The following is a 22,597-nucleotide window of genomic DNA, read 5'->3' on the forward strand; positions in this document are numbered from 1 at the left end:
AAAGCTTATCCTGCAATCAACAAAGCAATAGCACCACTCAGCGGTGGTAATAGTAGGGAAGAAAAAGTGCGGATGCATAAAAAGCGAATACCCATAAGAGGTAGTTCATAAGAAATAATCCGATGCACCGCGAACACAGACCACCCCGTCAGAAATGCTACCATCTGCGCCTCACCTGCCCCTGTATTCCAGATCGTCAGCGCGATAGGAAAAGAGATCATCGGACCACCCGGCACAAAAGCACCCAAGACACTGGCAAATAGAATGCCGGTAAAGCCACTTTCGCGTCCTACGAAAGAGCCGATTAGATCAGCAGGCAAAAGACGACTGAGAAATGCAGCTATGATAAAGCCTGCCGGAACACTAACAGTTATTGACTTTGATTGATCTCTTATTTGCTGGAACAGAACACTGATACGGTCGGGATGTTTACACCATATAAAGGCGACCAGACCAACGGCTAAAGCGAGCATGAAAATTTCACTGTTATCCATGCAAGTCACCATTGCCCCTTCAAAATTCTGCTAGCCGCAAAGCGCGCAAGAAACCCCGCAAGCAATGGTAGTGGCAGACTGGCGACCAATCGCAGCATACCGAAGTCAAAGCCAAGCAGCGGAATTTCCCAGATCAGCAGACGACTCAGGCTGAGAGCAGCCCATGCTGTTAAGAACGCAATCAGCGCGCCAATATCAGCTCCTGCCTTGGCCAATGCCAATACCAGAGGGAAGGAAGCAAAAGGACCACCGGGCATAATTGCACCCAAAGCACTGGCAATGACTAAGCCTCTCGCCCTGGATTCAGAGCCAAGCCAGCCACGCACCTTATCACGCGGAACAAGAACACTGATTGCTGAAGCCACCACGATACCGCAAAAAAGTTGCAGAACCACGCCCCCAAGTTGGTTCCCAGCTTCGTGCACCCCATCAGCGACGGCTTGCTCACCACGTATGATGTAACAGGCGATAGCGGCAAGCACGGCGCCGATAACAAATATCGCTGCTTGTCGCCGCCAGTCTGGTTTGCGCGGCACTGTAACGCTGGCACCGTCCAGACTTTTCAAACCAATCGGCTTGTTCATAATTCTATATTCCGATCAGACAATATGTTTGCACATCCGGTTAAGCAAAAACCGACCCTGCGAAGGCACGGTCGGCAAAGTCTAGTGTCAGCTGTTAATGACGTCAGGCCAATTTCTCTGTGAGTCTTGAAGGGTCCGCAGACCAGGCGGAGAACGACCCCACAAACAACCGAGCATCAACGCCATTTTCTCGCAGGACCAATGTTTCAAGTGCAGCGGCCACGCCACCACCACAATAAACACCAACTGTATCACCGGGCCTTACCCCCTTCTCCTCAAGGAGAGTTGTGATTTCTGCGGCTGATAACAGCTTCCCGTCGAGAGCCAACAACGCCTTTGATGGCAGGCTAATAGCACCTGGAATATGCCCGTTCCTATCCGAACCATCGCCTGCATATGCAGATGCAGGGCGCGCATCCAGTACAGTTTCTTGACCTGAGATGAGCTCCGCGACTTCATCGGCAGTTGCAGTGGGCAAATGCCCTGTCGTGTTGATGATAAAATCACCACCACCGATCTTGGGTAGATCGGCATTCACATCGCCGCCAGCCTGTTGCCATGCGGTTAGGCCACCATCAAGAAAGCTTACGTTCGCAACACCTGCCCAGCGGAGTACAAACCATGCGCGCGCAGCTGCCGCTGGCGTATCATTGCTATAGACAATCACTTTACTATAGGAACTGATACCCCACCCTGTGATATCTGATTGAAGCTGCTCGACGCTGGGCAGTGGTCGCGCGCCGGCGATCCCGCCCCCCTTCCCCTGCAGCTGTGTTGGAAGGTCAACAAAATGAGCGCCCGCAATATGAGCCTCTTCATAGCCGCGCTTAAGATCAGCTTTTCCCGGTGCAAAACGAACATCGAGAAAAACAACAGCTTCGCCCTTTCTAACAAGAGCGATTGCTTCTTCTGCTGCGATAATCGATGAGGTCTTATTGTCTGTCATGTCCCGCCCTCAATTTTTATTCCGACCGTCAAGGCCCAGATGGCCAGTCAGCGTTGTTGTCTCGTATTCAGTTCGATAGATGCCGCGCCTCTGCAACTCTGGCACAACCAGATCAACAAACGCTGCCAGAGGCTGTGGCGAATAAGGTGGAAACACCTTAACGCCGTCAAATTCCCGATCTTCGAACCGCTCTTCAATCCAGTCCGCAACTTCGCGCGCACTACCCACGACGGGCGCCTGATTTCCGGGAAAATTGACGATGTAATGATAAAGATCGTTGAACGTTACAGCTTCAACGTCGCCAAAGCTTTCAAGCGCCATTTCGAGCGCCCAAAGCTTGTTGGCTGCCTGACCCGGCTGCCCGTTGAGCTGTACTGGCTGTGCTGCCGCTTCTTTTCGTAGCTTTTCTATATCGACAATGTTGAGCACTTTTTCATGCTTGTCTGCTGAAACGAGTTCTATCCCAAGAAACCCGGAAACGACTTTGGGAGCATATTCTTCCAGCGTAAAATTCTGCACCATGCGATAGGTGTCACGTGCAGATCGCGTTGTTTCATCAACGAAAAATGTGAAGCCCGGCAGAATGAACTGGTCATCTTCACTGCGCCCATATTTCGGCAAACGGCTCTTTATGTCTTTATAATAGGCCTTGTTCCAGTCGCGCCCACGATAGGGGCTGAAACGAATATCGGCATATTTCGCACCAAGCTCAAATGACTGCTCACTGGTGCCTGCATGAATGATCGGAATACGGCCCTGTATTGGAGGCGGAACATTCAGTGGCCCACGCACTGAGAAAAAATGGCCTGAGTGATCAATCCGGCGACCTTTTTTGGGATCAAGGAAAGCACCATTATCGCGATCATCAACAAGCCAGTCTTCATCCCAACTGGTTATGAGCTTATTGAAAACATCAAGAAACTCGTCGGCCTGCTGGTATTTTTCTTCCGCTTTTGGATGCGCTGCCCGGGAAAAATTTAACGCAGCATCGGTGCCAGCAGCACCTGTAACCACATTCAGTCCGGCACGCCCGCGACTTAAATGATCGAGCGAAACAATAGCTCGCGCTGTATTGTAAGGGTCAGAATAGGTAATATTGATAGTTACCACGATACCGATACGGCTGGTGATAGCGGCTGCATAACCACCAAGGGCATAACCCTCGATTTTGAACACTTCATTGCCATTAGAGCGCGCCGCATCCGGGTCGCTTTTTACAGCATTGCCAATGAAATAATAGTCAAACAATCCCCGTTCTGCGGTGCGTATTGTATCGGCCATGAAGTCGGGATCAACGGTGCCAGTGTTGCTTGCTTCAGGAAGACGCCATGCAGTCCTATGATGACCTGTAGGCCAGATAGAATAGCCGAGCCGCAACCGGCGTTTGCTTTGTGTCATAATATTCCTCTCAGACCAACAACGGCCTGCTCTTCCCACGAAGTCATGTGGAAAGAGACTTGTTATCATGCTTGATTATTGGGCTGATGGCAGCAGATAGTCGGCTATAGAAACATTCTCTAGCACTTGCTCAGGCGCGGCTTTCACACCCGATGCAATCCACTCTTGAGTTGCATTCACATCAACCGGGCCTTCAACGTAACGAGCTGTCGTCAGAAACGCCAGATTTTTGAGCTTTTCCGGGTCGCCATTCGCTACTTTTGCGAAATCAAGCTTGTCAAAACGTGCAGCAAGCTCAACGCGTTTATCGAGATCAAGTTTGTCATACCAGCTTGCAAATTCCCGATACGCATCACTAAACTTCTGTGCCGTATCTGCATTGCTGTCAGCCCATTCAGCGGAGGTCCACCACCCAGCCTGAACCGCATTAGGGTTCTGGTATTTCGCCGTGCTCGGATCACCAATAGTACGGAAATTATAGCCGTCACCAGTGCCATCATTGTTGTAAGCAACGATGAATCCAAGTGATTGAATGGCGTCCACAGCGCCATTCTGCAGTGCTTCGGGCAATGCAGAACTTTGCTTGATGATGGTAAAGTTCACATCTGCAGGCTGCACACCATTGCTTTCCAGATATTTGTTAGCGAACACCCGGAAGAAAGGCACCCCTCCAATACCAAGTTTGCGCGCTTTCAAGTCTTCCGGCGTCTTGATGTCACTGTCTTGTTTGACGAGATAATTGACTGCCTGGCTGGTGTGATTGGCGCCTGCGACTAGCTTGAGACCAAAGCCATTGTGAATGGCATTTACGCCAGCAAAAGTATCAGCATAAGCAATATCGGCGCTGCCACCTTTAACCGCCGCAATGGATTCAGTTCCGGTTGCAAGCTGTACCAGCTCCGTTCGGATGCCGTGGCGCGCGAAAAACCCCTCCTGTTCCGCAATTGCGATGTTGTAAGTACCGGGTGTCAACGCGACCCGTACCAAAGTTGGCTCTTGAGCAAATGCTGACGGAGATAAAGCCGTCGCGATTGCGAGTGACAAAAGCAGACGTCGGGATATTGCAACCATTTGAGATACTTTCACAAAACGATATCTGATTTTACCGGTCAAGCGGCTTGCGAGCTGCTTGCGGCGTCCAGTTTTTTAAATTCGGGCGCTATATCTGACCCCAGGATTTCAATCGCACGCAGCTGATCGGCATGCGGAACTGCCCGCCAGTCGAGCTGGAAAATATGGCGATCATGGCCAATACGGGCATGCTGGTGCTTCAGCTTGGCAAGAACATGCTTTGCATCGCCGACAATGATATTGGAGTTCAGGTCTTCAACTGCTTCTTCATACTGCTCGCGCGTTGGTACTGGTTTACCGCGATTGAGGCGCATATTGGCAACATAAGTCTGATAATGAATGAAAAAGCTGTCGATGGCTTTTTGATTGTCATCGCCAATATAGCCATGCGCGCTCAGTGCCACACGACTGCGATTGGCCGGATGTCCCAGTTCTGATGCAGCCTTTCGATAGAGGGTGACAAGCTCTGTAAGCCGCTCAAAATCGGGACCTCTAGAGCCCGTCTGCACTGAAAAGCCGAGCTTTGCGGCGCGCAGAAACGACTCTTCCGAAAGTCCAGTCGTCTGCCACAGATCAAGATGACCACTCAATGGGCGCGGCCAGACCAGCAAGTTATCCAATGCGGGACGGCTTACACCTTTGAAAGTGACATTCTCATGGGCGTCAATATTGGCGATGAGGTTGAGTTTTTCATCAAAATAAGCACTGCGATCCGCATAGTCGACGCCAAACAGATCGAACGATTCCAGAAATACACCGCCACCAAGACCGAGTTCTGCACGGCCATGCGATAAGAGGTCCAGCGTTGCAAATTGCTGGTAAAGGCGGACTGGATCATCCGTTGAAAGAACAATCGTTGCAGTACCAAGACGGATGGTTTTGGTACGCGCCGCAGCAGCCGCAAGTACCGTTGAACAAGCAGCGACCGAAAAATCCGGGCGATGGTGTTCGCCTACCCCAAAAAAATCGAGGCCAAGACGGTCTGCAAGCTCAATACGCTCAAGCAGATCTTTGAGATTATCATAAGCAGTCTGTCGTTCACCCGTGACCGGGTTGGGATAGGTATCGCCAAAGCTGAAAACGCCGATTTCTGGCATGGAATTCTCCTGAAGATTGATCAGTTCGGCGTATGCCCCGCTCTCGTGAAGCGCTTTTCGAGCACCAGAAAGAGCGAATTGATCAAATAGCCGACTGCTGCCACGAGAACGGTCGCGGCGAGAAGTTTTCGAATATTAAAGGATTGCTGGGCTTCGAGAATATAAAAGCCGATTCCGTCATTGCCTGCGACCATGCCAACAACCACAGACATCATCAAGGATGTGCCTAGCGCCTGCCGCATACCAACAAGAATGTAAGGAAGCGCTGCTGGCAGAGCGACCTCGATTTGGGTCTGTAGCCAGCTTAACTTGAACGTCTGCGCCGTTTCTCGCAGCGTTTTAGATAGGCTCTGCGCCCCTGCATAGGATGTCATCAGCAACGGAAAAATCGCTGAAAGCAGGAACACGAGAATTTTCATTGTGTCGCCGATGCCAAAAAACAGGATCAGGACTGGAATGATGGCAGTTGTCGGCTTGGCTCGGGCAATTTCCACCACAGGCTCAAGAAGCGCCCAGAAAAAGCGTACCCGACCCATCAGAAAGCCAAGTGCAATGCCAAAAGGTGCGGCAATCGCGAAGCCGATTACGAGAAGTCGCAGCGTATCCAGCAAAGCCCAGAGCAACGCACCGCCAGCAAGTTCTTGGCCAAGCGTCTGTCCAATTTGGATTGGTGAAGACACCGTTGGATTATACTGTATCCACGCTGATACCTGCCACAGAGCTAACAATACGCATAAGACCGTCCAACCAAGTGCTCGACTGGAAACGAAGCGCGAAAGAAAACTGTCTTTAGACACTCTCTCATCATTAACGATCACACCTGTCTCACTGATTAGTTCTGCCTCCGAACGAGGGGCTTGATAATGTTGAACCATAGAGATGATTTGCGCACTTGTGGCCTTGGTGCTCATGAAGCCTCTCCCAACAGGCGATAGAGAACCTCTCGGCGCAGCTTCAGGAAGCCAGCATCTTCGCGGCTCGCGACCTGGTCGCGCGGACGCGCAATCGGAACGGTAATATCCTGATCAATTCCTGCGCCATGCTCTTTCATGACTATGACACGGTCTGCGAGATACAGAGCCTCATCAATGTCGTGGGTCACAAAGACAATCGTTAGATTATGCTGCTTCCAGATACGCAGAAGTAGGTCCTGCATATTAGCTCTGCTCAACGCATCGATGGCACTGAATGGTTCATCAAGCAAAAGAATTTCCGGTCGCGATGCGATTGCACGCGCAATTGCAAGCCGCTGTTGCATGCCACCCGACAACTCGAATGGATAAAAGGACGATTTTCCAGCAAGACCAACCTCAGCTAAATGGCCTTCGATCAACTCCTGACGCTTTGAACCAGAAACCGAAGCCAAGTCTTTGCGATTGCTTGCATGTCTAAGGCCAAATCCGATATTTTGGCCAACACTTAACCATGGGAAAAGAGATTCGATATAGTTTTGAAAGACATAGCGCACGCCACGCTCTGCACCATCCGTTCCCTTAACAGACAGATTTCCCGCAGTCGGCTTTTCGAGACCCGCAATCAAACGCAGTAGAGTCGATTTTCCGCAACCGGAACGCCCGACAATTGCGACAAAAGACCCTGCTTCGATCTGTAGACCAACCGGAGCCAAAGCACGGACGTTTCCTCTACCTTTTGATGCAAAGGTCTTCGCCAAGCCTTTAATGTCAATCGCTATGATCTGTTTGGGACGTTTTTGAAATGCAAGTTCAACCATGGATATGGTCCACAGAACCAGTCTCAGAGTTGAACAGCAATTCGAACGTGCTGGCGAAGCCCACCGCCGTAACAATGTGCGGTCGGTAGCTCGCTAATTCATCTGGGGATCGGTCGCTTAAGACAGGCACTGCATTTCTCTATACTATGGCGGAGCCAAACTCCCGCTGCCAGCCACTTGGCAGCTATCCATATTTTTATGTAATTATAATTATAATTATAAAAGAAATTGTTTTATAAAAAATGCGCTAATTTTAGATTATCTGTCCGGTGACAAAGACACATCGCTTTTGACAGCATAGCAAAAATAACCCGGTCCCAATTTGGCCCGGGAAATCGACCTTTTAAATAGCATAGTAACGAGGTTACGTGGGCGCAAGTCCCGTTTCCATAGGCAAGGTCGTATCTAAAACCCACTCAGCCAAAGAACCATCATATTCGGCAGTGTTAGAATAATCCAGCACAGCCAGAGCAAGTGCACCGAGCGTTGATGCAACACCGCCACCGCAATAGGTTATCACCTGACGCCCATCCAGCGAAATAACTTCAGAAAAAAGCTGCCTGAGATTTTCAGTCGGCTGCAAGCCATTGGTTGCAGGATCAAGGAGCTTCTTGAATGGCAAATTCGAGCTGCCCGGAATATGGCCTAATCGTTCCCGAACGTTAATCCTTCCAGCAAAATCATCTTCGGGCAAGAAGCAAACGATATCCGCCTTAGAACTGGAATCCGTCGCTCGAACAACATCTTGCTTTGAAACAACAAAGTTTCCATCAGAAGACGCGCTATATTGAGCCAAGGGGTATGGGTAGGGGCGCCCTTCTTCTAGTTTACGACCTTCACGAAGGTATTTTTTCAAGCCACCATCCAAAACACTGACCTTTGAATGGCCGAAACTACGGAATAGCCACCATAAACGTGAGGCCCACTGGCCGACCAATCGATCATAGATAATTACGTGGCTGTCAGATGTTATTCCTAATCTTCCAGCAGCCGCATTGAAGTGCGTCTTGCTAGGCCGGGTGAACGGCAAGGCCGAACTCGGATCTGAAAACTCTGAAAACATATCTGCAAAGCGCGCTTTCGGAATGCGCCCTTCCCCTTCGAACGCATCCAAACCGCTGCGGAACTCAGGGCGTTCAGATGTCTCCGACAGTTCAAGGAATACACTCGATTCGAGAACAACCACCGAATTATCCTCTGCGTGCATTTCAAGCCAATCCGTAGAAACAAGTGGGCTGAATTGGGTCATAAAGAGTAGACACTTTCGGATTATAGGGGTGCGACGCGACGTGCAGCACTTTACCTGATTGGAATTTGATATTAATAATTCTAACTATATTTTCCTGTCGATCAAGGTAAGGAAATTGTCTCATGCTTAAACTGGCGCAATGTCATGCGCCAATAGACAGCTGCAGGTGAATTTTCTACCTTGAAAGTCGGATTTAGCTCTGAATTGCAAACATCAAGGAACGCAGGTTGTTCTCAGCCAAACGATATCCGGAAGATATTCGGACCAAAGCAATCGAAGCCGTTAATGAGCGTCGTCTTGTAAACCCGCGTGACCGCACAATCTATAGAGAAATTGCCGAACAGTTTAATATCGGCGAGCAATCTTTAAGGCTTTGGGTGAAGAAGCAGGATACCAATCCAGAAGACAGCGAAACGATTAATGAGCTTGATAGTGGTGCTGATGAATCCAAAGCTGACGATCACACACCAATGACGCAGGCCGAACTGGAAGTGGAACTGAGAAAACTGCGGTCAAATATCGAGAAATTGAAGGCTGAAAATCAGCTTCTAAAGAAAGCGTTCGTTGTATTTTCCGCTGATTGGTCAAAGTGATATATCCCTATTTAGATTTTACATCGCTCTGTTGAGAAACAAAAACAATTATACTCAACATACCAGGATACTTCATTAGTAGCCGTGCTCTATGTCGTAGTCCCGATTGATTGGCATAGGCCGTCGATATGAATAACGGCATTATATTTATTTTTATAATCAAATGGCACGATGTGCTGAGACCAAACCTCTTTCAACACCCCCAAGACATTGTTGGCAAGATCAAGAAACTCTTTTTCCCACCCAGCATCACTGCCGTTCCGCTTTTCGTGCAGCCTCGGCCAGACGCGGGACAAACTTCGGGAAACCATAGGGGATGGAGAGAACACTTAAAGCCGATGTGGACCAAACCGAGACAGGATCATCGAGCGCCACATAAGAGCCCCGCTTCACGGCGTTGAGTGCAGCGAACAAAGGTTGCGTTTCAGCAGCATCCCTTGCACCCTCCCCGTACCACATGATCAGAATATCAGCATCAATACTTCCGACGTTTTCAAGACTAACAGAAGTCGACGTCTCATCAGGGTCTGAAGTGGCGAGTGCCTCTACGCCTGAAGATATCTTCAGCCCCATTTTTGTCAGTGCCTGTACACGTGGATCAGAAGGCAGATAAACAATGATACCGGAACTGCCCGGCATATATGAGCCAAACGTAAACGTCTTACCCTGAAGTTCCGGATGATTTTTGCCAAACCTTTCCAGCAGAACGTCTGTTTCGGCGATTAAAGCTTGGGCTTCCTTAGGCTTCCCCAATGCCTCGCCAATGATTTCTGTTTGCTCCCGCCAATCTGCTTGCCACGGCCCAGAACGATAGACGACTGTTGGGGCAATTGTCGAAAGCCGTTTGTAAGCCACTGCGTCTATGCCAGAATATATACCCACAATAAGATCAGGCTTTAAGGCTGCTATCGCCTCATAGTTAAGATCGCCACTAAGCAAAAGAGGTCTTTCGCCAGTCAGCTTAGCTTCATCCCATGGAAACATTCCGCTGGGAAATGAACCATAGCGGGTCATTGCAATGGGAACCGTTCCCAGAGCGAGTACGACGTCTTCACCACTCCATCCGAGCGTTATGACACGTTTTGGCGATGGTGAAATATCGGAAGTTCCAAGCGCATGCGACACCCTCACAGTGGCCGTTGCATTTTCGCTATGCGCAAATTTAACAGGAGATACCAGCAATAGAGCGATGGAAATAAAACGGACAATCAGAGTGTAGCACTTCAGCATTATTGAGCCTTTAATCCAAAATAAGACGCTGCTGGGAGCGCTTTCGCGCTCCCAGCAAACTCTAGAATTTATAGGTTCCAGTTATGGTGAAGCTTCGCGGTGCTCCGATCAGATTGGCATTATCCGTATAGCCAACGCTTTTGTAATAATACTTATCAAACACATTATACACGTTAAGCCTGAAATCGCTATTTTCCGTCGGGCTGTAAGCAACCACCAAATCTAGAAGACCATAGGCATCCTGCTTTGCGTTCACATAGCCATTTACGTTACCTTCGATTGAACTTTGAAAGCGACCAGACGCCCCCACACGCCAACGGTTGAAATCTTCGGGGAGCGTGTAAACCGTTGAAAGCGTGAGCAGATGCTGCGGTTTGTCTCTCCCATATCGGTCACCCGCTTTACCACCCGTTGAATCTTCAAGATATTTTGCGTTGATGTAGGTGTAACCAGCAAAGATGCGCCAGTCCTCTGTGATCAGACCAGAAACTTCAGCCTCAAATCCGCGACTACGAACCTTCCCAGCCGCAGAGTAACACTCAATGCCTCCGTCACAGGGCGGCAGCTGATCCGGCAAGTTTTTCTGGTCGATCTGAAATGCAGCTAAGCTCGCATTAAGTCTACCACCAAGAAATTCACCTTTGATACCTGCCTCATAATTCGTGCCGGTCACGGGATTAAGCAACGAACCATTTGTTCCCGTATAATTCTGCGGTTTAAAGATAGAGGTTACGCTGCCATAGACCGTGAATATATCGTTCAGATCATAGGTTGCAGCAACATAAGGTGTGAACCTATGTTCAGCCTCAAACGCTGTGGATTCTGTATAAGTGCCGCTACGGAAAAAAGTATTCGTTTCGTACCAGCTCAGTCGCCCCCCAACAAACACGTTAAGAGGATCAGTCACATTAAATTTGGCTGTTCCATAAAGACCATAGTTAACTTCTTTAGACTGTCGCTCCCACATATAATTGAAATCGGGCATAGGAACGTCAACTGATTGCTGCCAATTGAACGGATCAAATTGATATGGAAACTCGGATGGCCAGCCACCAGGGCCATCATCGTTGATATTACGCCTGTAGTTACCACCCAACGACAGTTCATGAGTGCGGCCAAGCAAGTCAAATGAACCTTGAGCATTTACATCAAAAGCAGTCTGCTTGTGATGATAATCGTATTTGCCAATATTGTATTGCAATTCGTCACTGGCGGGATCTAGGCGATACAGTGAAGCGCCAAGCATATCCATCTTAGCGTCAAGATAGCTTCCTTTGAGTTTAATCACCCAATCATTGTCGAGCTCATGCTTAATTTCACCGAAGACATTGGTGTTCGCCTTGTTCCAGTAGGTCCATGATGGGCTTGAACGAACAGAGCGATCAAAGTCGTAAAAACTGCCATCAGGACGGGTTGGTAAGCCATTCCAATCCGCACCCGGGCTTTTCTCACGGTTATAATAACCGCCCAATGTCAGCATCGTATCTTCAGTCAGATCAGCTTCAAGGATCCCGTAGTATAGCTGACGCTGTCGTTCGTAATCCTGCGTGAATGTATCCGAATCCTGCAGCGATGTGACCATACGCCCGCGGAGTGTGCCTTCAGCATTTAAGGAACCACCGGCATCAAGCGTCCCCATGTAGTTATTCCAGCTACCCGCTGTTCCCGTCACGATGATCTGTCGCTCTGCTGTCGGGCGCTTCCGAACCAGATTAATAGATGCCGATGGGTTTCCCGCTCCCTCAAGCAGACCTGTGGCCCCTCGTACAACCTCAACCCGATCATACATTGCAAGTGTTGAAGAGCCGACAACGTCTGAATCCTGGCTAATGGTAAGGCCATCGACCATGATATTGTCGACCTGAAATCCGCGCGCAAAATAATTGCTTCGCTCGCCACCCGTTGCGCCAACGGTGATGCCTGTCGTATTCGCTAAGGCATCTTCAACCGTGACCATACCCGCGTCCCGTATCCGCGCATTTGTCACCACACTGACTGACTGCGGCGTTTCTCGAATTGAGAGGTTTAGCCCCGTCGCCGTCGACATTTCGCCCGTTGTGTAAGAGCCGGAGCCTTCCGTAACTGATCCCTGTCCGACGACTGTAATGGTGTTCAGAACAGTCGTACCATCAGGCGCACTAACTACGCCCGATGATGTAGACGCTGGGTCAACGATTGTAACTGTATTCGCATTTGTAAATCGCCAGTTTAAGCCAGTTCCGGCCAAAGCTGTAGCGATTGCCTGAGACGTGGACATTGATCCACGGACTGTTTTGGCAACCTTGGACGCTAAGGCTGTCTCATTGAAAACCACGGCTACCCCGGAAATACGGCCAATATCATTCAGTGTCTGGCGAACAGATTTCGACTGAATATTGAAGTCATGAACTTTTTCAGCAGCCGCCTGAGCATATGCGTTCGTGAGAAACACTGAAGCATCAGTTGCCACTGACAGAACTGTTGTCGCAAGCAGCAACGCAAATCTGCGTGTCCCGGCGCTGATATTCATGATTATGCCTTTCCCGTATCCATTCTGGTGCGGGCGCATTGATTTCGCGCCCCTCTCAATGGACTTAACGGTCGGGATGACAAGCCACCCTCATAAAAAGATGAATTATTTTATCCTATTTATGAAATCGATCATCATGGCCCAATGACGACAAGGCGTTCGCTCAATTTGCGCATGTTGAAACCGACTGAGGTTTGCAACGACGACAAAGCTGCATCCGTATCTTTGAGCGAAAAACTACCGCTGATGCGTCGCGCACCCAAGGCTGACCCCATGACGATTATACGGCCATGACGATAACGCTCAATCTTTTGCAATACATCCTTCAGTGTCGCATCGTTGAATACAAATCGTCCCTCATGCCAAGAAAGCGCATCAGCTATGTCAACATCATGCGGTGTGGATAGCCCTTTATCGCTATATCCGACAGCTTCACCGGGCTTAAGAACGACCTGATCCGACGAATTGATCACTTCTACGCGCAAGCTGCCATGTTCAAGTGTCACTTCGACACCAGCTTCATTGAGAGCGACGTCAAAGGCAGTGCCAAGAACGCGCGAGCGTCCATTTTCTGCCTCGACGATGAACGGCACACTGGAAGGTGTGACCTCAAAATAGGCCGTTCCGCGCAACAATTTCACCTGACGGGCGTGATCGTCAAGGCGAACGTCGATAGCAGTATCAGCATCAAGTAAGACCAACGAGCCGTCATCCAGCCGAACCTGGCGCGTTTCACCGCGTGCAGATACGTAATCTGCATTGAAGTCTTGCCAGAGATTGGGCTTTTCCAACCATATCCAGCCACTTCCAAGTGCAAACAGCAGGACTAGCATCCCTGCAACGCCTTTGTTGCCCGACTTTCTGCGTTTGCGTATATCTTTAATACGACTGAGAGGGCCGGCCAGCGACGATGCTTCTTCGCGGGCAATTTCCGCGCCGGGCGCAATACTGGATGACCAAAAAGCACTGATTGCGCGAAAAGCGGCTTCATTCTCTGGATTAAGCTTCTGCCACGCCAAGAAATTCTGTTTATCGGAACGCGACGGCTTACCATTCATACGCGTAAACCAAGCTATAGCCTCTTTTTCAGCTTGAGCTTGATCAGATATGTCAGCGTTATGCTCTTCCATGATCACCAAGTATCTCACGCGTATGAGGCAGCGCTCCGCATAGGGCCTCTCCGATATAACGATTATCCAGCACTCTACCCCTCAGCCTTTTATTCGGCAGCTTGTCGACAGGCAAGAATGGCCTTTGCCATATCTCGTTCTACCGTGCTGTACGAAATATTGAGCGCTTCAGCGATTTCGTCATAGGAACAGCCATGAATTCGATTGAGAAGGAATATATGTCTGACACGCTCGGGAAGTGAACGGATTGCCTTATCTATCTGGCGAACATCGTTGATCGCAATGACAATCTGCTCAGGCGTTGCGACAGGTGCAGCATATTGCTCTTCCGTCAACATTTCTGGCAGTTTTTTGTGTCGGTTTTCAACCCGTATCAAGTCGATTGCCGCATTGCGTACACACCGGCTAAGATATGCAGGCGTCAGAATGATATGCTCTCTGGTCTTACCCCAAAGACGAGCAAACACATCCTGAACAACATCGGATGCGTTCGGTGCGCCTATTTTTCGAATGACCATACGCTCAAGACGCTGACGCTCAGCCCTGTAAAGAGTATCTATCTCGTCAGACTTGGCGTCCATTAGAAGTTACAATCCGTAAACAAGCGACATTATCAATAAACCTTATCATTGCTCATATAAAACATGACCACAATAGGCAAGAATAGAAGCCAGTTTGGTTTTCTACAAATTGCGAGACGTATTCAAATTAGCGCCAATCTGTAAAATTTGCAGAAAAAGCCACTATTTGGCCACTTCACCAATTACCTCACCCAACTATCACATTCGCTCCCTTTTTAACGGGTGTTGCTAAAAAGCATCTACATTGTTCGAAACCGAGACAGCACGGTGGAAACACCACAAGCCACAGTTGAACGGAAAACAAAATGATATATTGAGCCAATCACTCAACTTTAGCCAGCAAGTCCCTTAGGCAAGCCAGCAAACGCGCAACGCTTATTTGGGGAATATCAAATGCTGCGGCCTTCAGTCTTCAAAATATCTGTCAATCGTAAATTGCTGGTAGCTCTTTCTGCCTCTGCCACTCTACTGGCTTATACCGATGCCCATGCTCAAATAGCACCTGAAACGCAAAAGCAGCAGCAGACCCAGAAAAAAGACGACGAAAGCCCAGAAACTATCCGGCTACAGACAATCACTCTCTCGGCAGAGCGTGCAGCCAAAAACCTGCTTGATGTACCAATGTCGATCAGCGTGATTGATCGCGACACGCTTGATCGACACCAAGTCCGCGATATTCAAGATCTGGTGCGTTATGAACCGGGTGTGAGCGTCGATCGTCAAACTTCGCTTACCAATCCTTTTGGTCAGCTTAATAGCTTCAACATTCGTGGCGTTGGCGGAAATCGGGTGCAAATTCTCGTTGATGGCGCACGCGTTCAGGAACGCATTACTGATGGCAGTCGCGATTTCGTAGACCCCTTCAACATGAAATCGGTTGAAATAACACGCGGCCCAAATTCAGTGCTCTGGGGTGCCGATGCCTTGGGTGGCGTTGTGTTCTTCAGAACGATGGATCCGGACGACTTGCTGGATGGCACCAAACCGTGGGCTGTCGAAACAAAGTTTAGTTATGACAGTTTTGACAAATCATTTCGCAAACAAATTACCGGTGCCGCAGAAGCAGGCGATTTCAAGGTTTTGGGTAGCTTCGGACACATCAATGCATCTGAACCAGATATGCGCAAGGCACGTGCTGATGGCGGCATATGGGGCTGCCCACGCGAGTCTATATGGCCATGCAACAAAGCATTCCCTATGGACACGGACTCTTATAACGGACTCATGAAGCTTCAGTGGAACCCATCGGCTGATCATGAATTCAAACTGACCGGGGAGTGGTTTGAACGCAACACGGATGTCGATCAGAAATATGATTCCGGCGCCGCCAATCCGGCCTATCTGAACATACCCAGCTTTTATTATGAAAATGAGAGTTGGGATCGATCTTTGAAAATGCAGCGGGCGCGCTTTGCGCTGGACCACCGCTGGACAGTCGGCGCTTCTTGGCTGGATGAAGTGAAGTGGAATATTTCCTATTCGCCGCAAAAGCGAGATACCACGAGCAACCAAATTCGTAACTACTCGCGTTATGCAACGCCGCGGCGTGAGGATCGCATTCAAATTCGCAATTACAGCGAAGACTTCTTGCAGGCCGATGTACAGTTGACATCGTCATTTGATATTGGCCAGACAAGCCATAAACTCATTTATGGTTTTGCAGGTGACATCACCAAGAGCAACTATGATGGCAAAAACATTACAACAAATCTGAATACCGGCATCACCACAGTTGCTTTGCGACAAGGGTTTAATTTCCCTAAGGTGGACACGGTTCGCGCAGATTTTTATGTACAAGATGAAATCAAGCTGCTGGACGATCGCTTGACCCTTACGCCGGGTTTGCGCCTTGCTACTTATTCCATCGATCCGACCAGCGATGACGATTACGTTCCGCTAGACGGCTTTGAGCCTGAGAAAATGGACAAGACCCGCCTGATCAAGCGCCTTGGCGGCATCTATAAACTGGACGACACTTATTCGCTTTTCGCTTCATACGGCGAAGGCTTCAAGATGCCAACTGCCCAGCAACTCTTTATTTCTTCATCGTCAATCGGTGCAACGGGCATGGTGGAAGTTATTCCAAATCCAAACCTCAAGCCTGAGTTTGTCCGCAGCTATGAAGCCGGTTTGCGTGGTGAGTATGATCGCGGATATTTCAGTGCCTCTGCATTCTATTCCGATTACAAGGACTTTATCCGCAGCTTACAGCGGGTTCCGGGTACAGCGGATAAATATACATCTGATAACGTTGAGAGCGTAAAGGTCTGGGGAATTGAGTTCGCTGGTGAGTATGAGGTCTATAATAACCTCTTTGCCAACGCTGCACTGTCTTACATGCGCGGCGACCAGCGTGTCGATGCAGGCTCGGAAAAGACCCCGTTTGATGGCGCTGTTCCACTAACGACAGTTCTGGGGCTACGATACATCATCCCGGATTGGAATCTTGAAACAGAATTTGTCGGCACTTTTGCATCTGGAGTGAAGCGCCGCGCGGATGAGAATGCTTTCAAGCCTTCAAACTACTCGGTATTTGATGCTTATGCCAAGTGGAAGCCGACCAAACATATCGACGTGAACTTCGGGGTCGAGAACATTTTCGACAAGCGCTATTTCCCGAATACACTCACCGGTTACGCCAATACTCCGGACTCTTCTTCGGTAGCGAACGTGAACCCACTGGAAATGCAGATCGCACCAGGCCGCTCCTTTAAAATCGGCGCAACAATGCGTTTCTAAACGTCTTCGATGATCAACATGCCGGAGGAGATTAAAAATCCCCTCCGGCTTTATCATGTCTGTGTGGGTTGTTAATGCTTACGGTACTTAAACAATTTTGGCAGTTACTCAAATATTGCAATTCGGGATCAGGCACCGTTCTGAATTTATCGCTGCTCGCTGTTATCTTCGCTCTACACCTTGTGGGCATCTACATGGGTCTGTGGCTTATCAGGTGGACAGCAGATTTTTATAATGCGCTGGAGCAGCGCAATATTTCGGTCACCATTAGCCAGATCGGCATTTTTGGTTTAATCGTGCTGATCAATACCTGTCTCACGCTCACAGGGCAGTATTTGCAAGGCGCCCTCAATATCCGCTGGCGCCAAAGACTCACCGAGACGGCCATAACCTTCTGGATGTCGAATAAGGCCTATTGGCATCTTTCCATAGGTCACAGCGACCCTGTGCCGGACAATCCTGATCAGCGTATTGCTGAAGACTGCGACCTCTTTGTCAAACACACATTAGAAGAGGGAATAGGGCTTATCACAAATATTATAGCTCTATTTTCCTACATTGTAGTGCTTTGGGGCCTCTCAACTTATGCGCTGAATTTTAGCCTCGCGGGAATAGAGTTTACGATACCGCGCTATATGCTGTGGGCTGCGTTTGTTTACGTGTTTATCTCTTCGTTCGTGACGCACCTGTTCGGACGGCGGCTGAAAGCCACATTTGTTGAGCAACAGAAGAAGGAAGCAGATTTCCGCTTTGCGATGGCGCATATTCGTCAGCATGCGGGTGATATTGCCATATTGAACGGCGAAAATCAGGAAAAAAGAATACTTTCAGACAAGTTTGCCAAAGTTCGTGAGAATTGGTTCCGACTGGTTTTTCGTCAGGTGCAACTCGGCATATTTACCTTTCCCTATCGTCACAGCATATTCAGAATTCCTACCTTTCTAGGGCTACCAGCATATTTTGCAGGTACTGTGACATTTGGCGGACTGATGCAACTCGGTCAGGCATTTACGCATGTGTCCACTAATCTCTCGTGGTTTATTTTCAACTACAAGACATTGGCGGAACTCGTATCGGCGGTTTCGCGCTTATCCGGATTTATAAATGCCACGCGGCGCATTCAGCCACCGACGCACACATCCATTTCTCAGCCGTCAGATGCACCGCTGCATTTGCGTGACATTGTATTGAATACGCCCGATGGACGAAACCTTATTGAGATTTCAAATCTCGAAATCAAGCTCGGTGAAACAGTTTGGCTGCGCGGTCGATCGGGCCTCGGCAAAACAACATTACTAAGACTTATCGCCGGTGCATGGAACTTTGCGAGCGGAACACTCCACCGACCAGATACCACCATGCTTGTGCTTTCACAAAAGCCATATATGCCGAATGTAAAGTTAAGCGAGGCGGTATCCTACCCGCTCGCAGCAGATCAATTTGATCATGACGAAATCCCGCGAGCACTGACAAATGTTGGACTGCCTGATATTTTGCGTCAACAGTTACGAGAAAAACAGGTTGCACTCGGAACTCTTTCCGGTGGAGAAATGCAACGATTTGCACTTGCCCGCGCGCTGCTCGTGAAGCCTGACTGGTTGTTTCTTGATGAAGCAACAAGTGCGCTGGATAAGGCGTCCGAAACAATGCTGCTTAATCTCTTGCGACGGGACCTGCCCGATACAACAATCGTCATTCTGACTCATCGTCAGCCAGGTAGCATTAAAATCGACCGTATAATCGATCTTGAAACGTCGGGCGTAGCTGACATACGCCCTAATAACACCATTCCACAAACTGCATGAGGAAACTATGAGCGACCAACCAATCCGAATAAAGCTTTTGGCTGATGCGGCAGACATTCTGAGTACACTACCCTTAATGGGCAAACTCATGATTAACTCCAAAAGCGGTGGTGCAACGCATGAACGTATCGGCGTGGTAGAGCACGTTGAGGTTCGGGAGGGTTGGATTCATTTTTCTGGTGCCGAACATCATTCGAGTATTGACCTCTCAGCAATCACTTCACTTATTGCGGACCGTAGTAGTGTGATGCAGGAAAAGGTTTATCCTCGTATTGATCTCATAGCATCAGACGAAACGATTATTGGCAGTGTGATTGGCTTCGACGGCGCTGCGCCATTTGACAAAGCTCTGGAGAGCTTCACTTTTACTGTGCTTGAACCAGCTAACAAAGATCGTGGCGCTGGTGAAGCGCTGGAGATTAGCGATGATGAGCCCGGTTTGAAGCCATTTGTAGCTGCGCAGCGCAATAAGGCCGAAGTACGGATATCGCTTGATCTTCCCGCTTTCAAACAAGAGTGGAGTGGCGAGATGCCGGACGTGCGCCCATCACGCGGCTTCATCAATGTCATGAAGCCAGATTTTCATCTGCATCTCAAAGCTGGTCATGTTGCATCATGGCGGGAGCTCGAGAACGCTGACGAGCATCAATTTTATGCGCTCAATGCAGCCGGCGAGGAAACAGGCCTGATCATTTCCGGAAAAAAGGAGGCGTTCCTATGAATTCAGCTCATGAAACGCTGCGAGCGGGACAATGGTTCGATCCAAATTCAGGCGAGATCAGAACGCATCAATCGCTTATGCAGGAGATGTCACAGAAGCGTGTTGTTCTATTGGGCGAACTGCATGACCGATATGATATTCACCGCTGGCAGGTAAATATTTCTGCTTCGCTCCTCGCTTACCGAGATAATCTTGCCATTGGCTTTGAAATGTTCCCAAGACGACTTCAGCCGGTTCTTGATGAATGGGTTGCTGGACAGTTGAATGCAGATCAATTTCTGGAGCGCGCTGAATGGGGCAAAGTATGGGGCTTTGCAGCAGACCTTTACTGGCCAATTTTTAACTTCTGTCGCGAATTCCATATCAAGATGCTGGCATTAAATTGTCGCCGTGACCTCGTAACACGTGTTGGAAAAGAGGGCTGGGAAGAGATTGCCGAAGAGGACCGCGACGGACTAACACCCGCACGCGCTGCAAGCCTGGCCCATCGGGAGCATCTTTTGCGCCTTACCAACGGCGGACCGCCAGCAATGCAGGGGAAGTCGGCCGATGCTCCCGAGTTTGATAGGTTTGTACGTGCCCAACAAACATGGGATCGTGCATTCGCCTGCAACATCGCGAACTATCTTGATGAAAAGCCCGATGCGCTTGTCCTAGGCATCATCGGTCGTGGTCATATGGAATACGGGTTTGGCACACCAGATCAACTGGATGACCTTGGCATTACTGATGTGGCGGTACTTTTGACTCAGGACTTAGGCAACACACCTGAAATACCACCCCGCTCCAATATTGCTAACGCCATCTTTGCATTAAACCCGTACTGATCGAGCGCGGAATGCGGCGGGCTAATCCGGTATATATGTCGCAAAACCTGAACTATCAGGCGACGCGTTAAAAGAAAGAACATACATGAAAGCCTGCCGCGTGATGAAATGCGGCAGTTCTTGGCTTTTAAGTACAAAAGCCCACTCGCAAAGATTGATGCAAGACGCCATATGCCGGAGGCTCTGGCTCGGGCTGGCAAACTGAGACAACCATATTCTGACCATTAGGATGGACAGGAACAACCGATTAGGTAGCGGCCTCATCACCATCATAGTGTGGAATTTGCCATCCCGTTTTCTATTAATCGTTCAATGAAGCGCCAAACCTGCCACTTGCAAAGATTACAATGAAAAGAATTGAGCCATCATTATAGATGGATTTTTGGAAAAAATACCCACCAAGCGCTCAAGCCGAGATATTCACCTATAAATACAAAATCAGAACCCAATTTTTGACCATCAAAAACTTGAAATAATTAATTTTAAATATATCGTAATATTAAGTTATGAAATGGAGGCAATCTTTGCGTATTACATATCATTAGCGAATTTGCATATGCTAAATAAAATTCATTATATATTTTATCATTAAAGTAAAAAATGAAGTAAATCATTTATCAGCACATTCGTCTGAATATAGTTGCATTAATTTTTCTAATTTACACGATATTCTAATCGGCATTCGCGGATTTATCGGAGATTTATAACTTGGGGGTCAGCAAATGAAACGCTATAATGAGAATAATTCGGATGAAGTTGGCGACAACAGTCCATCAAACGATAGGCATAATTGGCGGCAAATCATTAGCCCGCTATATGATGCCAATCGCGTAGGTGGTGGCATGGAAATTGATGGGCACGTCGAGACAAACTTCCTAGGAAGGTCTCTTATCGGTCGATCAAATTACCAACAACACACATGCTTGAGAACGAATAAATTAATAAATTTTGGCGGCATAAATCAAATACTTCTACAGATAATAACAAAAGGAGACTGTTCAGGGGATTGCAACGGAAATACGATAAATCTGAATAAAGGCGACATTATTATATTCGACTACAGTGCGCCATTTAATATTATGGTAAGCGATGGAAGTACGATATCTATAGCTTTTGACCGAGAATTAATATCACGAATAATTGACCCTAGAGCACTCAATGGCGCTGTCATAAAGGGCGAAACCTCACTTGGTATTCTATTAACGAGTACGGTAGTCTCTGCCTTAAAAATAACAGAAGAGAATGCATTCGACGACCCCCACGAATTCGAAGCCGACATACTTGAATATATAGCTAAACTTCTCAGTAGAAAATTTGACAACGTAGTCAATTTACATAACATCGAGAGACAGACAATCATTGATTTTATCGACAAGAATATTGCAAACCATAACTTAACACCAGATTTTCTTTATAATAATTTTAATATGTCACGCTCTCATATTTATAGAATATTTGAGAAAGATGGTGGAGTCGGCCAGGTTATCTGGGAGAGACGCCTAAAATTGGCTTGGAATGAGATGGCTAAATCAAATAGTGGACAGAAAATATCTCTTAAAAATATCGCTTGGCGATTTGGATGTAGCGACCCAGCTATTTTTAGTAAAAGATTTAGATCATTTTTTGATTTTTCTCCCAAAGACTTTAAAAAAAATAATTTTGATAACTCCCATGACTTTAATACTCTGTCGAAAATCAGAAAACACTTCTCAAGCTTGGAATCCGACTAATTTTAATGATTTCATGTTCCGGAAGCATGATCCACTGGGAACTCTGGACTATCGCTTCTATTTCGAACCAAAAGGCGAAAGACCCTATCAAATCCATATGGAGAATCAATAATCTCATCAAATATGACTACACAACTCTTGTTATAGCGGCAGCATTCAGA

At 48.2% G+C, this 22,597-nt stretch carries 19 protein-coding genes; 6 read left to right on the top strand and 13 right to left on the bottom strand.

Annotated elements, in window-relative coordinates:
- Positions 1–5 precede the first annotated feature (5 nt).
- From ACOZHT_RS09300 to ACOZHT_RS09340, 9 genes are all read right to left on the bottom strand, one after another.
- Positions 6–494 carry a hypothetical protein gene (locus ACOZHT_RS09300; protein ID WP_421565637.1) on the bottom strand — a complete coding sequence of 163 codons (489 nt, stop codon included), beginning with the start codon at positions 492–494 and terminating at the stop codon, positions 6–8.
- A 5-nt stretch (positions 495–499) separates the two neighbouring features.
- A complete protein-coding gene (locus ACOZHT_RS09305; protein ID WP_339510285.1) occupies positions 500–1,078 on the bottom strand; it encodes a permease in 579 nt (192 codons plus the stop codon).
- A 103-nt stretch (positions 1,079–1,181) separates the two neighbouring features.
- On the bottom strand, positions 1,182–2,024 hold the full coding sequence (locus ACOZHT_RS09310) for a sulfurtransferase (protein WP_339510287.1): 843 nt from the start codon (positions 2,022–2,024) through the stop codon (positions 1,182–1,184).
- A gap of 9 nt (positions 2,025–2,033) precedes the next feature.
- Positions 2,034–3,422, bottom strand: a complete 1,389-nt coding sequence (locus ACOZHT_RS09315) for an NtaA/DmoA family FMN-dependent monooxygenase (RefSeq protein ID WP_339510289.1) — start codon at positions 3,420–3,422, stop codon at positions 2,034–2,036.
- A gap of 75 nt (positions 3,423–3,497) precedes the next feature.
- Positions 3,498–4,493, bottom strand: coding sequence for an ABC transporter substrate-binding protein (locus ACOZHT_RS09320; protein ID WP_339510291.1), 996 nt, complete (start codon positions 4,491–4,493; stop codon positions 3,498–3,500).
- A 38-nt stretch (positions 4,494–4,531) separates the two neighbouring features.
- Positions 4,532–5,590 (bottom strand): LLM class flavin-dependent oxidoreductase, encoded by a 1,059-nt coding sequence (locus ACOZHT_RS09325; protein ID WP_339510293.1) that lies wholly within the window; start codon positions 5,588–5,590, stop codon positions 4,532–4,534.
- Positions 5,591–5,610: 20 nt separating this feature from the next.
- Positions 5,611–6,501 (bottom strand): ABC transporter permease, encoded by an 891-nt coding sequence (locus ACOZHT_RS09330; protein WP_421565638.1) that lies wholly within the window; start codon positions 6,499–6,501, stop codon positions 5,611–5,613.
- Positions 6,498–7,322 carry an ABC transporter ATP-binding protein gene (locus ACOZHT_RS09335; protein WP_339510297.1) on the bottom strand — a complete coding sequence of 275 codons (825 nt, stop codon included), beginning with the start codon at positions 7,320–7,322 and terminating at the stop codon, positions 6,498–6,500. The genes ACOZHT_RS09330 and ACOZHT_RS09335 overlap by 4 nt, the downstream gene beginning before the upstream one ends.
- Positions 7,323–7,686: 364 nt before the next feature.
- Positions 7,687–8,571 carry a sulfurtransferase gene (locus ACOZHT_RS09340; protein WP_339510299.1) on the bottom strand — a complete coding sequence of 295 codons (885 nt, stop codon included), beginning with the start codon at positions 8,569–8,571 and terminating at the stop codon, positions 7,687–7,689.
- A gap of 227 nt (positions 8,572–8,798) precedes the next feature.
- Between ACOZHT_RS09340 and ACOZHT_RS09345 the strand changes: the two genes are divergently transcribed.
- Positions 8,799–9,164 (top strand): hypothetical protein, encoded by a 366-nt coding sequence (locus ACOZHT_RS09345; RefSeq protein WP_339510301.1) that lies wholly within the window; start codon positions 8,799–8,801, stop codon positions 9,162–9,164.
- A gap of 249 nt (positions 9,165–9,413) precedes the next feature.
- Here the strand turns inward: ACOZHT_RS09345 and ACOZHT_RS09350 are convergent, their stop codons facing one another.
- From ACOZHT_RS09350 to ACOZHT_RS09365, 4 genes are all read right to left on the bottom strand, one after another.
- A complete protein-coding gene (locus ACOZHT_RS09350) occupies positions 9,414–10,394 on the bottom strand; it encodes an iron-siderophore ABC transporter substrate-binding protein (protein ID WP_339510303.1) in 981 nt (326 codons plus the stop codon).
- Positions 10,395–10,455: 61 nt separating this feature from the next.
- The gene (locus tag ACOZHT_RS09355; RefSeq protein ID WP_339512336.1) at positions 10,456–12,903 is read right to left on the bottom strand and encodes a TonB-dependent siderophore receptor; all 2,448 of its coding nucleotides are present in this window, start codon (positions 12,901–12,903) and stop codon (positions 10,456–10,458) included.
- A gap of 134 nt (positions 12,904–13,037) precedes the next feature.
- The gene (locus ACOZHT_RS09360) at positions 13,038–14,033 is read right to left on the bottom strand and encodes a FecR family protein (RefSeq protein WP_421565639.1); all 996 of its coding nucleotides are present in this window, start codon (positions 14,031–14,033) and stop codon (positions 13,038–13,040) included.
- A gap of 89 nt (positions 14,034–14,122) precedes the next feature.
- The gene (locus tag ACOZHT_RS09365) at positions 14,123–14,614 is read right to left on the bottom strand and encodes an RNA polymerase sigma factor (RefSeq protein WP_339512332.1); all 492 of its coding nucleotides are present in this window, start codon (positions 14,612–14,614) and stop codon (positions 14,123–14,125) included.
- A 393-nt stretch (positions 14,615–15,007) separates the two neighbouring features.
- Here ACOZHT_RS09365 and ACOZHT_RS09370 point away from each other — a divergent pair, with 393 nt between their 5' ends.
- From ACOZHT_RS09370 to ACOZHT_RS09390, 5 genes are all read left to right on the top strand, one after another.
- Positions 15,008–17,353 carry a TonB-dependent hemoglobin/transferrin/lactoferrin family receptor gene (locus ACOZHT_RS09370; RefSeq protein ID WP_421565640.1) on the top strand — a complete coding sequence of 782 codons (2,346 nt, stop codon included), beginning with the start codon at positions 15,008–15,010 and terminating at the stop codon, positions 17,351–17,353.
- A 74-nt stretch (positions 17,354–17,427) separates the two neighbouring features.
- The gene (locus ACOZHT_RS09375; RefSeq protein WP_339512328.1) at positions 17,428–19,158 is read left to right on the top strand and encodes an ABC transporter ATP-binding protein/permease; all 1,731 of its coding nucleotides are present in this window, start codon (positions 17,428–17,430) and stop codon (positions 19,156–19,158) included.
- A gap of 7 nt (positions 19,159–19,165) precedes the next feature.
- The gene (locus ACOZHT_RS09380; protein WP_339512326.1) at positions 19,166–19,879 is read left to right on the top strand and encodes a hypothetical protein; all 714 of its coding nucleotides are present in this window, start codon (positions 19,166–19,168) and stop codon (positions 19,877–19,879) included.
- Positions 19,876–20,706 (top strand): ChaN family lipoprotein, encoded by an 831-nt coding sequence (locus tag ACOZHT_RS09385; protein ID WP_339512324.1) that lies wholly within the window; start codon positions 19,876–19,878, stop codon positions 20,704–20,706. The genes ACOZHT_RS09380 and ACOZHT_RS09385 overlap by 4 nt, the downstream gene beginning before the upstream one ends.
- Before the next feature lie 722 nt (positions 20,707–21,428).
- Complete coding sequence (locus ACOZHT_RS09390) at positions 21,429–22,436, top strand: helix-turn-helix domain-containing protein (protein WP_421565641.1); 1,008 nt, start codon at positions 21,429–21,431, stop codon at positions 22,434–22,436.
- Positions 22,437–22,597 lie beyond the last annotated feature (161 nt).

Source organism: Ochrobactrum sp. EDr1-4 (assembly GCF_049199085.1).
GTDB lineage: Bacteria > Pseudomonadota > Alphaproteobacteria > Rhizobiales > Rhizobiaceae > Brucella.

Excerpts from the sequence above, each read along its gene's own strand:
- ACOZHT_RS09365 (WP_339512332.1), bottom strand. The coding sequence starts at position 14,614 with ATGGACGCCAAGTCTGACGAGATAGATACTCTTTACAGGGCTGAGCGT.
- ACOZHT_RS09305 (WP_339510285.1), bottom strand. The coding sequence starts at position 1,078 with ATGAACAAGCCGATTGGTTTGAAAAGTCTGGACGGTGCCAGCGTTACA.
- ACOZHT_RS09390 (WP_421565641.1), top strand. The coding sequence starts at position 21,429 with ATGAAACGCTATAATGAGAATAATTCGGATGAAGTTGGCGACAACAGT.
- ACOZHT_RS09340 (WP_339510299.1), bottom strand. The coding sequence starts at position 8,571 with ATGACCCAATTCAGCCCACTTGTTTCTACGGATTGGCTTGAAATGCAC.
- ACOZHT_RS09370 (WP_421565640.1), top strand. The coding sequence starts at position 15,008 with ATGCTGCGGCCTTCAGTCTTCAAAATATCTGTCAATCGTAAATTGCTG.
- ACOZHT_RS09315 (WP_339510289.1), bottom strand. The coding sequence starts at position 3,422 with ATGACACAAAGCAAACGCCGGTTGCGGCTCGGCTATTCTATCTGGCCT.
- ACOZHT_RS09360 (WP_421565639.1), bottom strand. The coding sequence starts at position 14,033 with ATGGAAGAGCATAACGCTGACATATCTGATCAAGCTCAAGCTGAAAAA.
- ACOZHT_RS09350 (WP_339510303.1), bottom strand. The coding sequence starts at position 10,394 with ATGCTGAAGTGCTACACTCTGATTGTCCGTTTTATTTCCATCGCTCTA.
- ACOZHT_RS09355 (WP_339512336.1), bottom strand. The coding sequence starts at position 12,903 with ATGAATATCAGCGCCGGGACACGCAGATTTGCGTTGCTGCTTGCGACA.
- ACOZHT_RS09310 (WP_339510287.1), bottom strand. The coding sequence starts at position 2,024 with ATGACAGACAATAAGACCTCATCGATTATCGCAGCAGAAGAAGCAATC.
- ACOZHT_RS09300 (WP_421565637.1), bottom strand. The coding sequence starts at position 494 with ATGGATAACAGTGAAATTTTCATGCTCGCTTTAGCCGTTGGTCTGGTC.
- ACOZHT_RS09385 (WP_339512324.1), top strand. The coding sequence starts at position 19,876 with ATGAATTCAGCTCATGAAACGCTGCGAGCGGGACAATGGTTCGATCCA.
- ACOZHT_RS09325 (WP_339510293.1), bottom strand. The coding sequence starts at position 5,590 with ATGCCAGAAATCGGCGTTTTCAGCTTTGGCGATACCTATCCCAACCCG.
- ACOZHT_RS09330 (WP_421565638.1), bottom strand. The coding sequence starts at position 6,501 with ATGAGCACCAAGGCCACAAGTGCGCAAATCATCTCTATGGTTCAACAT.
- ACOZHT_RS09375 (WP_339512328.1), top strand. The coding sequence starts at position 17,428 with ATGCTTACGGTACTTAAACAATTTTGGCAGTTACTCAAATATTGCAAT.
- ACOZHT_RS09320 (WP_339510291.1), bottom strand. The coding sequence starts at position 4,493 with ATGGTTGCAATATCCCGACGTCTGCTTTTGTCACTCGCAATCGCGACG.
- ACOZHT_RS09380 (WP_339512326.1), top strand. The coding sequence starts at position 19,166 with ATGAGCGACCAACCAATCCGAATAAAGCTTTTGGCTGATGCGGCAGAC.
- ACOZHT_RS09335 (WP_339510297.1), bottom strand. The coding sequence starts at position 7,322 with ATGGTTGAACTTGCATTTCAAAAACGTCCCAAACAGATCATAGCGATT.